The sequence below is a fragment of the Catonella sp. genome (genome assembly GCF_057250765.1).
This window is the reverse complement of the sequence record NZ_DBHIEC010000015.1, coordinates 21666-36910: the sequence shown is the minus strand read 5'-3', so window position 1 is coordinate 36910 and position 15245 is coordinate 21666. Positions and strand designations below refer to the sequence as shown.

The following is a 15245-nucleotide window of genomic DNA, read 5'->3' as shown; positions in this document are numbered from 1 at the left end:
TATTATTAGTATATCCTATATGTATCTGTCTTGCTATATGCTCCGTATATCTTTTTACCACCAACCTTTACGAAGGCACGAGCTTTGATATAATAAGTACGTCTTGATAATGCATTATTTATTATAAGTTTTGTCTTTTTATATGAATTTGAAATCAACTTTTTAGCATATTTGAAGTTCTTATTTGTGGAGTATAAGACCTCATAGCCGCTCACAGTCTTGTCCTTACTTACTTGCAGGCTAATCTTGCCATATTTTGTACCATATATATATCTGCTTTCTGTAGAATAAATATATACATCTGAAGGGATAACAGTTATCTTCTTTGACTTCGTTATTCTTCCATCAAAAGTAGATACATTTATGGTTGTCGTGCCGTATTTGTCTGCTCTAATATAGAACCCGTTGTCAGCATCATAATCATATATGCCGCTGTTCTTACCTTTACCTAGGCTTAAAATCTTGCCATCTACCGTAACTCTAACTATTTTCTTAGCACTTTCAGGTAAAAACTTGATACCTAGGTCTAAATTCTCACCTAGTCGGATAATACTAGACGTTTTATCAAGTGAAAGTCCGGTAATAGGCACCAGGTCAAAGAAAGATACCTCATACGACAGCGGTGCACTAAGCCCTGTGATATTAACTTTGAACTTCTCCCCTGCTACATATCTTTCGATTCCATCAGGCCTGAAAATAATGCAACCCTGCTCACCATATCCGCCATTATCTACATTAAAATAACCATCCGCAGAAGACTTGCTAAACTTCCAGGTCTTATTGTCTGAAAGCCTGATAAGTTCTACCTCTACGCTGTCACTTACTGCATAGCCCATCGATATACTCCATGGGAAATCCTTGTTAAAATACTCTGTAGGCATATTCTGTGCGGGCCAGATTACACCATATTCAGGTGAATCTCCGAATGAATTGTCATGAGCATAGGTAGCTGTATAATTGTTGTAATAGCCAAAGCCTGTTGCCTTCATAGAAGGATTTAACAGCCAGCGTCTGTGTCCCAGCCTGTCTATGTTAGAAGAGTCACCATCCTCCATATAGCCATATACTAAGCTAGTGTCTATATTGTTATAGCCCATAGCTATATTGCTGTGAGATGCACCCTCTGCACCTATTTTGTATACTTCATCTGACATTCCTACAGGTTTTGCTGGATAATGTGTAAGAACATCATTTACAGAATTTACCACACTTGCCCCCTGAGCCTGTTTTACGTACTCATCATTTAATACCACATCAGAAGAAAGTCCTGCTATATATCTAATCTGATTAAGTGTATTGAGTGCAGACTGCAAGGTCTTATACTTTAGTCTTCCAAGCGAATACGGTGCCTTACCAAGGGGCTCTTCCTCATATTCTACAGGCGATGTAAAATCAGCAGGATGATCCTTTACAAACTCCCTGATTTCATCTTCTGTATGATAGTCTACATTGACACCCACATTTTGCGTGTTTACACCAGAGTCATCGCTGTAATCATCATCCGTATACAGATTGGTATTATTATCATAGTATTCGTCTGCCTTAGCAAGATAAGCATTATTCCCTGTATTTACAAAAGGAAAGCCTGAAATTACCACACCTGTTAAGATTGCAGCTATTATCTTATTCTTGAATCTTCTTCTCATATCTCCCTCCTATTTTAAACAAAAAATAACCCAAACTACTTGTATTTTACATTATTCTGATTCAGGTGTCAAAATATTTGACTATCTAATCCAGCAACCATAAAATACTCTCAGTAATTTGGGTTATGTTTACAGGTACTTATCTAAACTTAACTGTACATACTTCAAAAGGCCTAAGCTTAAGACTAACTGCCTTCACTTTCTTTCCATAAGCATTTACAGTCTCTTCTACCTTAAGCTCCTCTTCTTCATTTTCAAGGAGGTCACAGGTAAATGCCTTGGTAAACTTTGTATCTACCAAAAGCTTAACTGTTGTTTTTGCATTGTCACGCTCAAAAAGTCTGATTACAGTGCCTTCACCCTCTTCAGCCTTCTTGATTGTCTCTATTACAACATTCTTCTTATCTACATTTGCGTAGGAATATACATTCTCAGCCATAGCCTTCTTCACTGTCTTTAGTGGCTGGTTGAGATTGTATGCTTCATCAGAAACATTGCTATAGCGCCAGCTCTCTGCGTGAGGATAGAGGGCATAAGTGAAGAAATGCTCTTCCTGGTCAGTCGTAGGATTAGGCTCAATACCTGACTTAATAAGAGTTAGTCCTAGTACACCGTCTCTTACAGAATGTCCGTATTTGCAGTCATTAAGGAGAGCTACACCATAATGTCCCTCTGAGAAGTCCATCCACTTCTGAGCACAGCTTTCAAATCTCGCCTCATCCCAGCTTGTGTTGGTATGTACCTTTCTTACTGCATTACCGAACTGAATCTCAAATGTAGCCTCATCTGAGTGAATATCTACAGGGAAGTGAACCTTAAGGAGATGCTGGTTATCCTTCCAGTCCACATACGTCTCAAAGTCTATCCTTCTGTTATCCGCATAGAAGTGAATCTTCTGTCTGATAAAGGAATTGCTTATCTTTCTCTCTACAAGAAGGGTAGCTCTTACTTCACCTATTTCAATCCACTCTAACTTCTCTACAGAGAGAGCATCCCAGTACTTTTCAGTATAGAAGATATCTATATCCCAGTTATCATAGTAAATAGGCTTATCCTCATACATGCGAAGAAGGTTGCCCTTTTCTCCTGCCTTAAGTACCTCTCTGTCATTTTCCTTGTCAAAAATACTTGAAAATAGAGCATTTTCATCAAGTTCAATCTTATAAAACGGAGTCTCAAGGCTCTTGTCACCGTTTAATATAAATGGACTTTCAGGCTTTGCTTCTGCCTTATCAAAATACAGGGTCCTATAGCCCTTTGAAGGGATATTCTCCACAAATGCAATGGCTCCATCCTTTGTTGCCTGAACCTTTACTGCACTTCCATCCTCGTACTTAAGTCCTTCATAATTTCCTTCTGGAAGTATGGCAATATCTGAACGGTTATGTCCTGTAGTATTCCATACAGTTATACCTTCTTTATCCTCAGCAAGTGTTTCAAGTCTTGCTGAAGTCTCCTTCTCAAGTTCCTTTGCAATACGTGCATACTCTTCCTTTGTTACCTCGTACACTTCCTTGATTGAAGAACCCGGAAGTATATCATGGAACTGGTTAAGAAGGACAATCTTCCACATGTCATCAAGCTCTTTAACAGGATAAGCAATCTTCTTATCTGCAAGAACTGAGAAGAATTCAAGGTCCATAAGTCCAAGCTCTGACTTTCTGTTGCTGCGCTTATTCCTTGCCATAGAGGTGTAAGTTCCTCTGTGGTACTCAAAGTAGAGCTCACCTTCCCAGGTCTCAAGTCTCTTGTTATCCTTGACCTTTGCTTCAAGCTCTTCAAAGTATTTACCTGCGAATTCTCTTCTTACCTTAGGGATACCCTTAACTCCCTTTTCCATTCTTCTCGCTGTTTCAAGCATTTCTCTGGTAGGGCCGCCTCCACCATCACCGAAGCCGTATGAGATGAGGATATCGTTGTTGATACGCTTGTTCTGATAACGCTCCCAGCCTCCCATAAGTGCATCAGGATGAAGCTCTCCATTGTAGGTTGTAAAGAAGTTCACCACAGGCTGTCCTATACCAAGTGTGGTTATCATATGTGTAAATATCTCTGAACCATCTATACCACGCCATATAAAGGTATCGTTAGGTATCTTGTTAAACTGATTCCAAGCAAGCTTGGTTGTCATAAAGTACTTGATTCCGCTTTTTTTCATTATCTGAGGAAGTGAACCTGAATAGCCAAATACATCAGGAAGCCAAAGTACCTTGTTGTCTATACCGAACTCATCCTTAAAGAATTTCTTTCCATGCATGAACTGCCTTACAAGAGACTCACCGGAAGTGAGATTACAGTCTGCCTCAAGCCACATACCACCCTCAGGCTCCCAAACTCCCTCTTTTACCTTTTCTTTAATCTTTTCGTAAACTTCAGGATATCTTTCTTTGAGGAATACGTAGAGCTGTGGCTGACTTGACATAAACTTATACTCCGGATATTCTTCCATAAGCTTAAGTACTGTAGCAAAGCTTCTTGCAACCTTTTCTCTGGTCTGTGCAACTGTCCACCACCAAGCCACGTCTATGTGGGTATGTCCTATACAGGTAGCTATTACATCGCTATAGCCTGCCTTCTCCTCATATAAGGCTTTTTTAAGATACTCGCGAGCAGCCTTAATGCCGTCGTAGAACTCTTTTGTATAAGGAGTTCTAAGGTCAAGGAAATTGACCGCAGTATTGAGGATTTCTTCTATATCCTGTCTGTTCTTGTCATCCTCGGCCATTCTAGGGAAGGCAGCAAGCGGTACCCAAAGGTCAAAGTAAAGACCTTCCACTTCCTCATCAATCTCAATAATCGAGGCAATGAAGAGGAACTCATCGTGAAGAATTCCGCTGTATGCCTGTATATCAAAGTTAATCTCATCCCCACTCTTAAAGTTCTCTCCAAGGAAAAGGAGTCTGTGATTCATGTCCATTCCCTGTACTATTTTATTGTTGATAAATACAAGGAACTGTGGGTTCTTTGCATCATCCCACTCATCAATCTGTGTAGCAAGCTTTAAGAATATTCTCTTTCCTGCCATGCTCTCAGGTACTACGAATTTCTTCTTAAACCAATAATGCTTGTCCTTGCCATACCAGTGCATATTTAAGGAATCAAACTCTGCAAAGTCAGGCCCAGCACTTTCTGCTTCCTCAGGTCTAAAAAACTGTCCTTCTTTGTACTGCCATTTATCTAGTTGAAGCTTTTGCTTCACCTTAAGCTTTTCAAGATTGTCACATATAACCTTGACACGCTTATCTAAATATCTCATAAATTCCTCCTTTAGCCTGATTTATAGAGCATTCTTTTTCACATAGTCAAGAAGTCTCTCCACTGTTGTAAAAGCAAGCCCTGTGACTGTATCTGCACAGCCATAGTATATAGCAATCTTTCCACTTTCTTTATCGTGTAGGGCAGCACAAGGGAATACAACGTTTGGAACATCACCCATACACTCATACTGTTCCCAAGGAGCCATAATATAATTCTTGCTGCGGGCAATCACCTTCCAAGGCTCATTAAGGTCAAGGAGTGCCGCTCCCATACGATATACAAAGCCGTTACAGGTGTTAATTACTCCATGGTAAATCATAAGCCAGCCTTCATCTGTCTCGATAGGAATAGGACCAGGTCCTATCTTAGTTGACTGCCAGGCAGAAATGTCATCTTTAATTGCACCCATTACATGTCTATGCCTACCCCAGAACTCCATATCCTTACTCTGGCTTATAAATATATCACCAAAAGGAGTATGACCGTTGTCACTTGGTCTGTTAAGCATCATATAAAGACCGTTTATTTTCCTAGGGAATAAAACTCCGTTTCTGTTAAACGGAAGGAAGGCATTTTCAAGCTGTACAAACTTCTTAAAATCAAAGGTGTAAGCAACACCTATTGTAGGACCGTGATAACCGTTACACCAGGTCACATAATATCTGTCCTCTATAAAACAAACTCTAGGGTCATATCTATATTCTCTCTTAAGTATCTCTTCATCTGCGCCTTCAAACTTGATAGGCTCATCTTCTATCTCCCAATTAATTCCGTCCTTACTCTTTCCAACAAAAATATCCATACTTATGGAACGGCTGTCACATCTAAATACCCCTGCAAAGCCGTCTTCAAATCTAACCACTGCACTGTTAAACACACTGTTTGAAATCTTGTTTCCATCTCTTCCTATAATCGGATTGCCCGAATATCTCCAAACCGGCTCTTTTCCTCCGGTATTATCTTCCTCCCAAGGTATCTGAGGTAACTTATTCTCACTATTCATCTTCATTCTCCTGATATTCTAATCTTGAAAAGAGTTTTTTCCGTCAATCGTCACATTACGGACAAATTCGGGAAAAAACTCTTCTATTTTCATAAAACAGTGTCTAATTTTGTCTTATGTTTATCTGTAATTTAATTATTTTGCAGCGTCAATCTGCTCCTGAGCCTTCTTCTGCATATCGTCAAAGCCTGCTTTTCTCATCTCTTCCATCATCTGTGGAACTACCTTCTCAGGATCTGATGTACCTGTGAAAAGCTCACTCTTATACTTGTTGTATATCTCAACACAGTTAACCATTTCATCTTCAAAATCAGTTACATCTAAGTTGATACCAAGTACAGGTGAAGGAATAGCCTTTGCATTAAGCTCCTTAACTTCATCCCACTGATTGAAATCTACATCATCTCTCTGTGAAACGATGAAGAATGAACCCTGTGTATAACCAGCCATCTTCCACTCATCATTATTCTTATGAACCTTCTTATCAGCAGTATATGTCCAGTCATCACCTTCAAGACCGTAGAAGAGTGAATCTCTTACATAAGTATCTGTGTTAACAAGCTCTAAGAACTGAAGAGCCTTGTCAGGATGCTCACAGCTAGCTGATATACAGTTAAGAGAACCACCAACTGTTACGTTTGAAAGAAGTGTATCGCCCCAAGGCACTGCTACTACTTCCTCGCCCATGTTAGGACCCCATACTGTCTTAGCTGCACCGCTCCAGCCCTGTTCAATACTGAAAGGTCTGTATTTTGGCTTCTCTGCAAGTGTAGCTGCGTCAGCATTGATAAGTCCGTCCTTATACCACTTATGAATGAGTTTAAGCTCTTTCATAACATCTTCCTGCTCGAAGATAGGAACAAGCTTCTTGTTGCTGTCTGAGAAACTTACACCAAGTGCTGGAAGTCCCATGCTGTCATAATTCTTAGCAAGTGAGTTAGATACACCTTCCTTATTAAGGATAAATGGTGCTGTCTTCTCGCCATTCTTAATCTTTGTTAATGGCTCTGTTAAGTCCTCAAGAGTCTTTAACTTGTCAACATCAATATTATACTTCTCAAGTAACTTCTTTACAAAGATAAAGTAAAATGTCATTGAGCTGTCCTTATATGTAGGTACAGCATAAATCTGTCCGTTTACCTTTGTTGCATTCCAGTAGTCTTCAGGCATAGAAGCAAGAAGCTTAGGTGCGTTATCCTTAAGTAAGTCTGTAATGTCAAGGAAAGCTCCCATCTTTACATCCTGTACATAGGTATTAGCATTGGTAAACATAATGTCATAGTCACCACCAGTATTTACAAGTGTACTTCTTCTGCTGTCCCAATCACCCCAGCTTACTACTTCAACGTCGATATTTACACCGATTTTCTCAGCTAAATACTTGTTGATATTTTCCTGCCATGCCTTGTAGTTATCAGGCTGGCCGCTGCCTACCTGTACCCATTTGAGATTTACTATCTCATCTGTCTTTGCAGTGCTTGTTGCCGATGCAGCACTTGATGTCTTGGAAGCAGAAGTTGCCTGACTGGTTGTGCTTGTCTTAGACTGGCTTGTCTTTTCCTCAGTCTTTGCTCCACAAGCTGCAAGGTTAAAAACCATAGATGCTCCAAGAGCTAAAGCTAACAGTTTTCCCCATCTTTTTTTCATGTTAAAGTTCTCCTTTCACTTTTTAAACATTTTATCTAAAAGCTACATAGCTTAAGATTTAACCCTTAACCGCACCTATTGTAAGTCCGGTTACAAAATATCTCTGGAAGAATGGATAAGCACAAGCTATAGGAACTACTATAACTATGGCAATCGCCATTCTAACTGATTCTCTTGGCATGGTTGCCAGATACTGCTGAATACTTACACCACCGTCCGGATTGCTTGCAAGGAACTGTATGTTCTTAACCATGCTGTTAAGCAAAGCCTGAAGCGATATGAGGTCCTTATTTCTTATGTAAAGAGATGATAAGAACCAATCATTCCAGTAACCAAAGCTTAAGAAAAGTCCGATTGTAGCAATTACCGGCTTTGATATAGGAAGCACTATTTTGCTAAATATACCAAGCTGAGTAGCTCCATCTATCTTAGCCGACTCAATAACCGAGTCAGGTATTGTGGTTCTAAAGAACGTCTTACATATAATTATGTTAAAAGACGAAACTGCAAGCGGAAGTATGAGTGCTAAAAGCGTATCACTAAGGTTCAAGAGCTTGTCGTTTACAACGTAGCTTGCAGCAAGACCACCGTTGAATATCATCGGTATGAATATAACCCAGGTAAAAAAGTTCTGCAGCTTATAACTCTGTCTTGAAAGTACATATCCCATCGAGGTAGTAAGACCGAGTCCGAGGATTGTACCTCCCATTGTTACTATCACCGATATCCAGAGCGCCTTTAATATCATCATCCTTTCTTTCCAAAGATACAGATAGGCTGCACTTGAAAGCTCTGCCGGTACAAATCTGTAGCCATACTCAGCGAGAGAAGTCTCAGATGAAATCGAAATAATAAATACGAAAATTACCGGCACTATACACATTAAGGATAAAATTATAAAAACAATATTGAAAACAATGTTTGTTCCAGGCCTAATCTGGTTAAGTCCTTTACCCTTCTTTACATTTTTATTTTCCACTTTAATTCTCCTTAGTTAAATGATTGCCTGTTCTTTGTTTATCTTCTTAACCACAAAGTTTGCTGCAAGAATAGTAATACAGCAAGCTATAGACTGAGCTACAGAAGCTGCCGCAGTCTTTCCGATAGGAACATTTGACTGCAATGCATTATAAACATAGGTATCAAATGTGGATGCCACATCATGTAAGGAAGCAGGAATCTGCTGTGTTACCTGATAGAACAAACCGAAATCTGAGTAGAAAATTCTTCCCACATTCAATATGAACATCATTATAATTACTGACTTAAGGCTAGGCAGTGTAATGTACTTGGTCTGCTGCCATTTGTTTGCACCGTCAATAACCGCAGCCTCATAAAGGCTTGAGTCAATACCTGTGATGCAGGCAAGATAAACTACCATACTGTAACCAATACTCTTCCACTGTTGCATAAATATCAGTATGAAAGGCCAGTACTTAGGTTCCGAATACCAGTTTACCTTTTCCATTCCAAAAGAGGATAAAATGTTGTTGATAAATCCCTTATCCTGGCTGAGGAAAGCATATACAAAATAACTTACAACTACCCAGGACATAAAGTGAGGAAGGAACATCATTGTCTGGTATACTTTGGACTTAAGTCTACTATGAATAAGACTTATCATTATAGCCAAAGTAACAGGAATAATAATTCCAAGAATAATAAATACAATGTTATATGCTATAGTGTTCCTAAGCAAAAGCATAAAGTCATTTGAGTTAATAAAGTACTTGAAGTTCTTGAATCCAACCGATTTACTTTGAAAAAGGCTCTGCAGGAATCCTGTTCTTGGTCTGAGCCTGAATTCCTTAAAAGCAATTACAATACCAAACATAGGCAGGTAACAAAAGCAGATGTACCAAATAAATGTAGGTATACCGAGCAAGGTCAATTCGGTGTCATCTCTTGTCCACTTTTTCTTTTTCTTAGGCAGAGTAGCTTCTTTTTTACTGCTCATCATTTTCCCTCCTGCTGTTTTTGTAGAAGTATTAGTAATTCCCTTCAATTTCTAATCTAGGTTACATTTTATCATATCAATTAACATTTTGCAACATTTTATTTACTAAAATGTTGCAAATAAATATTTTTGTTAACATACAATTAATAAATGATGTATATGTTTACTAAGACATCCTAGTATAAAGTTACTTAACTGTAAAAATTATTCAGTTATTCCCCTTAATCTGTCTGCATACCAAAGCACAACCTTAGTTACCCTTCCAAGCATACTCTCCTTTGAGTCCGCTCTATAAATCTCCTTATACTTCATATACCATATTTCAAGTTCCTCTGCAAGCTCATACTTCACTTTCTCATCTACTGTCTCAGGCATAACTACGGCTCTTCCTACTCTATTCCAGATATCAATACCTACAATCGCATTGTCAGCCTTGTTAAACTCATTTCTTTTAGAACTGTCCATAGAAAGCACTGTTTTTCTAAGCTTCTTTCTGATTTCTAACAGCTCTTTAGACGCCCTGTCTACATCAGCTATTTCAGCCTTGAACCTATCGAGTCTCTCAGTTAAGGCCTTGTGGCTGTTAAAGCCTGCAGGGTTTGTCTTCTCATCAAAGTTTGCCGCATCCGCAAAGCCTTCAAACAAAAGCACAGCACTCCACCAGTCATATATCTGATTGAGAGCAGCCTTCTCAAGCAGCTTGGTATAGGTTTCTGACTTGTCATCATACTCAAGGAAAGACAGAGCTTTATTTAGCTCTTCCTTTCCTACTCCTTTTTCTCCTGAATATGCATCCAGATTCCAGGTAAATACTCCACCATATACTATTCCCGGTGTCGTAAATGAAGGATTGTTTATGTGCCCAAAATCGCCCCACTCAGTATTTAATAGTCCTATGGCCTCATATTTTCTTGCATACCCACTCATAATCTTAACATTGGAGTATGAAGTGTCAATTCTATTTATTAGAGTATTCCAACCGCAAGCACCCGGGCAAAGGTAAAGGTTAGCCCCAGCCTTGGCAATAGGCTCGCAGATATCATCTTTTTGCTCAGCCATATATCCCCAGGCCAAGCATATGGTCTCTGTAGGAAGCTCCTTAATAAACTCAGGGAATTTACGTATAATGTCTCCCCAAAACATAGGAATCTTTCCTTTGCTAACAACGTACTCACAGAGCTTCTTTAAGAAGTCCATATACATTCTGTCGGTACCCACCTTGTCAGCCAGCGCCTTAGACCTTCCCTTGCCGAGGTCAAACGTCTCATCCGCACATATATTAACTAGCTTTGAGCTAAATAGCGGCAGGTACTCATCAAGCATTTTCTTCACAACTTCAAAAGAACGCTCATCATCTACATTTACTGTATGGTGCTGCATCTTTTCCCAGAATGAAAACGGCTTGCCCGCAGCATCTTCAAGCTCACAAATATCCTCATAACATTTTGTTCTAAGCAATTCATAAAGATGACCAAAGCTTGCAAGAGATGGCACGAAGTCAATGTCTCTGTCCTTACAGTACTTATCAAGCTCCATAATCTCTTCCGGAGTAAGCACACTGTCTTCCCTCCACATCTCAGAAAATCCTCTAAAAGCAAAGGACTGCTCTATGTAGAGCTGATATTGATTTAACTTATACCTTGAAAGTAAATCTATCTGCTTCTTAATAGTGTCTAACTTAAAACTTCTACCTCTTGCCTGATCCATGTAAAATCCTCTGGCAGGTATATCAGGCTTATCCTCTATCCTAAGAGCAGGAAGTAAGGCACCCTTGTTTCTTATAATCTGGCAGAGAGTCTGGATGCCATAGCCAACACCTGCTCTGTCCCTGCCAAGAATCTCAATCTGTTCTTCTGTTATGGAAAGTACATAGCTTTGAGGCGGAAGTGCACCTACAAGTCTTAGACTTATATCACCCTTACTTGCAGTTCCTGCAGTAAGCGTGGCTTCTACGCCGGCATAACGAAGAAGCTCATCCCTTAAGACCTTTGGCAGTGCCCAGCCTGTGCTTATCTTTAGTCCTTCACTCTCTGAAACTATTCTTATCCCGGATTCTACGAAGAACTCACCGCTTGTTTCTGTAAGTTTTTTTGGTTTTGGTAAAAAATACATGATATATACTCCTTAAAAAATATATTTTTGTTTTAAAAGTATTTAAACATACTTCAACTAATTGAATAGTAATATGTATTTAAAAATATTTCAAGATGTTTTATAAATTAATTGAGTTTTGTATTGACATATGTGCATTATCTTTATTATACTTAACATAAGTTAACAAAGCAATTAACATTGTATATATATAATTGTTGTATACTTTAAAATGTTTTATTATCCAAATTATTTTTTGTATTACTTAGCTAAACAGCTATACAGAGGGGGAGGCGGATTGACAAATGAGTAAAGTTACTATGCAGGATATTGCCGATGCACTTGGAGTATCAAGGGTGAGCGTTTGGAAGGTGTTTAACGATCAGCCGGGTGTCTCAAGCGCTTTAAAACACAGCATATTGGACATGGCTTCAAAGCTTGGCTACAATAGTCTTTCTGCAATCACTGTCTCTAACAAGGATATGAATAACTTTAAGAATGTGTCGCTTGTAGTGTCAAGGCCTGATTCTGCTGTCTTTTGGATAGATATTATACACAGTATGGCAAAGGAACTTGCCCTGCACAATGTTAACTTACTGTACACATACATACAAAGTTCATACGATAACAATTTTCAGATACCTGATATACTTACAGGTGACAATGTAGGCGGAATTGTAGTTATGAACCTTTATGACAGACATATTATCAAGAGGTTAATAAAGCTTCCAACCCCTAAGGTTTTTCTTGATACCGTGCCATCAATAACCGAGAAGATGCTTGCCTGCGACCTCATGCTAATAGAGGGAAGAAGTGCTATTACAGCTATAATAGATGATATAGTTAAAAAAGGCTGTACAAGGCTGGGCTTTATAGGAGATTTAAATTATGCAAGAACCAATTTAGAGCGTTATCAAGGCTTTGTGGACGGTCTTTCACTACACAATGTACCTCTTGACCCTACTATATGTTATACCGATTCGATAGGAATATCCAGTTACCAGAGTAAAATATTCGAGTTTTTGGATTCGATAAAGGAGATGCCGGATGCCTTTATCTGTGTGAGTGACTATGTGGCACAGTTTATTGCCATGTATATCTCAGAAAACCCTAAGCGCTTTAATAAGCCTATACTCCTTACCGGTTTTGACGGAAGCAAGGAGTATGTCAATGTTGCAGATAAGATCACAACAGCCAGTGTAAATACGAGACAACTAGGCAGAAGGCTTGCTTTACAGATACTTTACAGAATGGAGCATCCTGCTGCACCTTATGAAACAGTGTACATACATCCTGAAATATCCTACTTTAGTTCTATTTTTCCTAATTAGATGAGCTATCTGGAAAAGGGCTATACAGCATATCCACTGTATAGCCCTTTAGTTAGCTTATATTTAACTCCATCTGGATGCAAAAGCTTTTACTCTCTCTTCTATCTTTTCTTTCTGTTCTTCAATATCTATGTTGAATACTTTCATAAACTGCATCACATAGTCTACAAAGACAATGAGTAGTATGGCTCCTATAATAAAAACTCCCATCTCTCTATGAACACGGTCAACAAGTCCATATACGGCACTTTGTAGAAAATACACTATAGCAAGAGCATAAAATCCCCAGGCAATCGTACTTTCAAGGCAGATAATCCCCTTATAATTAAACGGTTTATCATTATAATCCCACCAAAGTGCGCCAAGATATCTTATCATAAGCACTCCGACTATATACTCAAATAAAGTAGCGGATGCAGCACCTGCTATATAGATACCGAGGTAATTCCCCTTAAGAGGGCTTAAAATGATGTAGCCTACCATTGCTCCGACCCCGTAAATAGGGCAGAATGGACCTCTTCCAAAGCCTCTGTTGGTTATCTTCCTGTTACAAAAAGACATATATATCGACTCAACCAGCCATCCTAACATGCTATAGATAATAAATGCACCAACCAGATGGTAAAGGTCAGTATCAAATATTTCTCTCTCCCACATTTGCGAACATTCACCCTTTCGTTATAATAACTTCTCAAGCTCATCCTTAAAGGTATTTACATCCTTAAATTCCCTGTATACAGATGCGAACCTCACGTAAGCAACCTGATCAAGAGCTTTAAGTCTCTCCATAACTATTTCACCTATTTCAGAGCTTGAAATCTCCTTAACACCTTTATTAAAGATGGCATTTTCTATATCTTCCACGCAAGCAGTGATATCTTCAACAGGCACAGGCCTCTTGTGACAGGATCTAAACACTCCTGACTCTATCTTTGACCTGTCATAGGTCTCCCTTGTCATATCCTTCTTGATTACAACAAGAGGTATAGTCTCCACCTTTTCATAAGTGGTAAATCTCTTGTTGCACTTATCACACTGCCTTCTTCTTCTAATAGTAGAATTATCATCTGAAGGTCTTGAATCTATCACCCTTGTATCTTCATTACCACAAAATGGACACTTCATCACTTACCTCCGAGCCAAACAGCGTCTTATTTTCTTCCCTTGATAAGAAATTCAGGTATCTTAATATCTGAATTGCCGGAATCATTAGTCACCTTTTCTGCTGCTGTTATCTTCTCAGCAGCAGGCTGTGGTCTTGAACTCTGTCTGGTTGAAGAAGGAATACTGGTTCTTCCCGCTACCCCTCTTGGCTGCAGAGGTCTCTTAGCCACATCTACAGCTCCTGTTCTCTCGTCACTTAAGCCTGTTGCAATAACAGTAACCGTAACCTGATCTTTGTTAGTATCATCATATTTTGAGCCGTAGATAATATTAACATCGCTCTCATCACCTATCATTTCCTGAAGATGATCAACTGCATCAGCGATTTCCTGCATAATGATATCACCATAGAAATTAACTATCATGTCAGTAGCTCCGGCTATACTTATATCAAGCAGAGGGCTCTCAGCAGCTATCTTAACAGCCTCAAGACATCTGTTCTCTCCGGTTCCCACTCCTATTCCTATGTGTGCGAGTCCCTTATCCTTCATGACAGTACTTACATCGGCAAAGTCAAGACTTACGTCTGCATCCTCAGCAATGAGGTCTGTGATGCCCTGCACACCCTGTCTAAGCACCTCATCAGCCTTAGCAAAAGCCTCAGGCTGAGTTGTGCGTCTATCCATAATCTCAAGAAGCTTCTCATTCTGAATCACTATCAGAGTATCTACTACTTCACTCATCTTATCTATACCGCTGTCTGCATTTCTTGATCTTCTTGGTCCTTCAAATCTAAACGGCCTTGTTACTACACCGACTGTGAGTATTCCCATATCCTTAGCAATCTCAGCAACCACAGGTGCAGCTCCGGTACCGGTGCCACCACCCATACCGCAGGTAACAAATACCATATCAGCTCCCTCAAGAGCAGCTGCAAGATCCTCTCTGCTCTCCTCAGCAGCCTTCTCGCCTACCTCAGGCTTAGCTCCTGCTCCAAGTCCCTTTGTGAGCTTCTCACCAATCTGTATGCAGGTAGGTGCTGTACAGGAAATAAGCTGCTGTTTATCAGTATTAACACTGATAAACTCAACTCCCGCAACTCCCTCACTAATCATTCTGTCAACGGCGTTATTTCCTGCACCGCCAACTCCAACAACAATTATCCTGCAAGCTCCTGATTCTCTCTCATCCTTTATCTCTAACAAGGC

General features: G+C 39.5%; 11 protein-coding genes. 1 reads left to right on the top strand and 10 read right to left on the bottom strand.

Annotation, left to right across the window (positions count from 1 at the left end; all coding sequences use genetic code 11):
- Positions 1–5: 5 nt before the first annotated feature.
- The 7 genes from ACO6HM_RS08805 to ACO6HM_RS08775 all read right to left on the bottom strand — a co-directional run bounded on the left by ACO6HM_RS08805 (position 6) and on the right by ACO6HM_RS08775 (position 11623).
- Entirely contained in the window at positions 6–1646 is a 1641-nt protein-coding gene (locus ACO6HM_RS08805) for a CAP domain-containing protein (RefSeq protein WP_485390687.1), read from the bottom strand.
- Positions 1647–1785: 139 nt separating this feature from the next.
- A complete protein-coding gene (locus tag ACO6HM_RS08800; protein WP_485390686.1) occupies positions 1786–4902 on the bottom strand; it encodes an alpha-mannosidase in 3117 nt (1038 codons plus the stop codon).
- Positions 4903–4923: 21 nt separating this feature from the next.
- On the bottom strand, positions 4924–5907 hold the full coding sequence (locus tag ACO6HM_RS08795; protein ID WP_485390685.1) for a glycoside hydrolase family 130 protein: 984 nt from the start codon (positions 5905–5907) through the stop codon (positions 4924–4926).
- Between the two features lie 135 nt (positions 5908–6042).
- Positions 6043–7554: an ABC transporter substrate-binding protein gene (locus ACO6HM_RS08790; protein WP_485390684.1), complete on the bottom strand. Its 1512-nt coding sequence runs from the start codon at positions 7552–7554 to the stop codon at positions 6043–6045.
- Positions 7555–7612: 58 nt separating this feature from the next.
- A complete protein-coding gene (locus tag ACO6HM_RS08785; protein ID WP_485390683.1) occupies positions 7613–8533 on the bottom strand; it encodes a carbohydrate ABC transporter permease in 921 nt (306 codons plus the stop codon).
- Positions 8534–8548: 15 nt separating this feature from the next.
- Positions 8549–9511 (bottom strand): ABC transporter permease, encoded by a 963-nt coding sequence (locus ACO6HM_RS08780; RefSeq protein ID WP_485373501.1) that lies wholly within the window; start codon positions 9509–9511, stop codon positions 8549–8551.
- Between the two features lie 204 nt (positions 9512–9715).
- Complete coding sequence (locus tag ACO6HM_RS08775; protein ID WP_485390682.1) at positions 9716–11623, bottom strand: beta-N-acetylhexosaminidase; 1908 nt, start codon at positions 11621–11623, stop codon at positions 9716–9718.
- A gap of 284 nt (positions 11624–11907) precedes the next feature.
- On the opposite strand from ACO6HM_RS08775, the gene ACO6HM_RS08770 reads away from it, so the two are divergent.
- The gene (locus ACO6HM_RS08770; RefSeq protein WP_485390681.1) at positions 11908–12933 is read left to right on the top strand and encodes a LacI family DNA-binding transcriptional regulator; all 1026 of its coding nucleotides are present in this window, start codon (positions 11908–11910) and stop codon (positions 12931–12933) included.
- Between the two features lie 63 nt (positions 12934–12996).
- Here ACO6HM_RS08770 and ACO6HM_RS08765 read toward each other — a convergent pair whose 3' ends face one another.
- Genes ACO6HM_RS08765 through ftsZ form a run of 3 tightly spaced genes read right to left on the bottom strand, consistent with a single transcriptional unit; the run spans position 12997 to position 15242 of the window.
- Positions 12997–13590, bottom strand: a complete 594-nt coding sequence (locus ACO6HM_RS08765) for a putative ABC transporter permease (protein WP_485390680.1) — start codon at positions 13588–13590, stop codon at positions 12997–12999.
- Between the two features lie 21 nt (positions 13591–13611).
- Complete coding sequence (gene nrdR / locus ACO6HM_RS08760) at positions 13612–14058, bottom strand: transcriptional regulator NrdR (protein WP_208429059.1); 447 nt, start codon at positions 14056–14058, stop codon at positions 13612–13614.
- Positions 14059–14084: 26 nt separating this feature from the next.
- Positions 14085–15242 (bottom strand): cell division protein FtsZ, encoded by a 1158-nt coding sequence (ftsZ, locus tag ACO6HM_RS08755; RefSeq protein ID WP_485390679.1) that lies wholly within the window; start codon positions 15240–15242, stop codon positions 14085–14087.
- Positions 15243–15245: the final 3 nt, after the last annotated feature.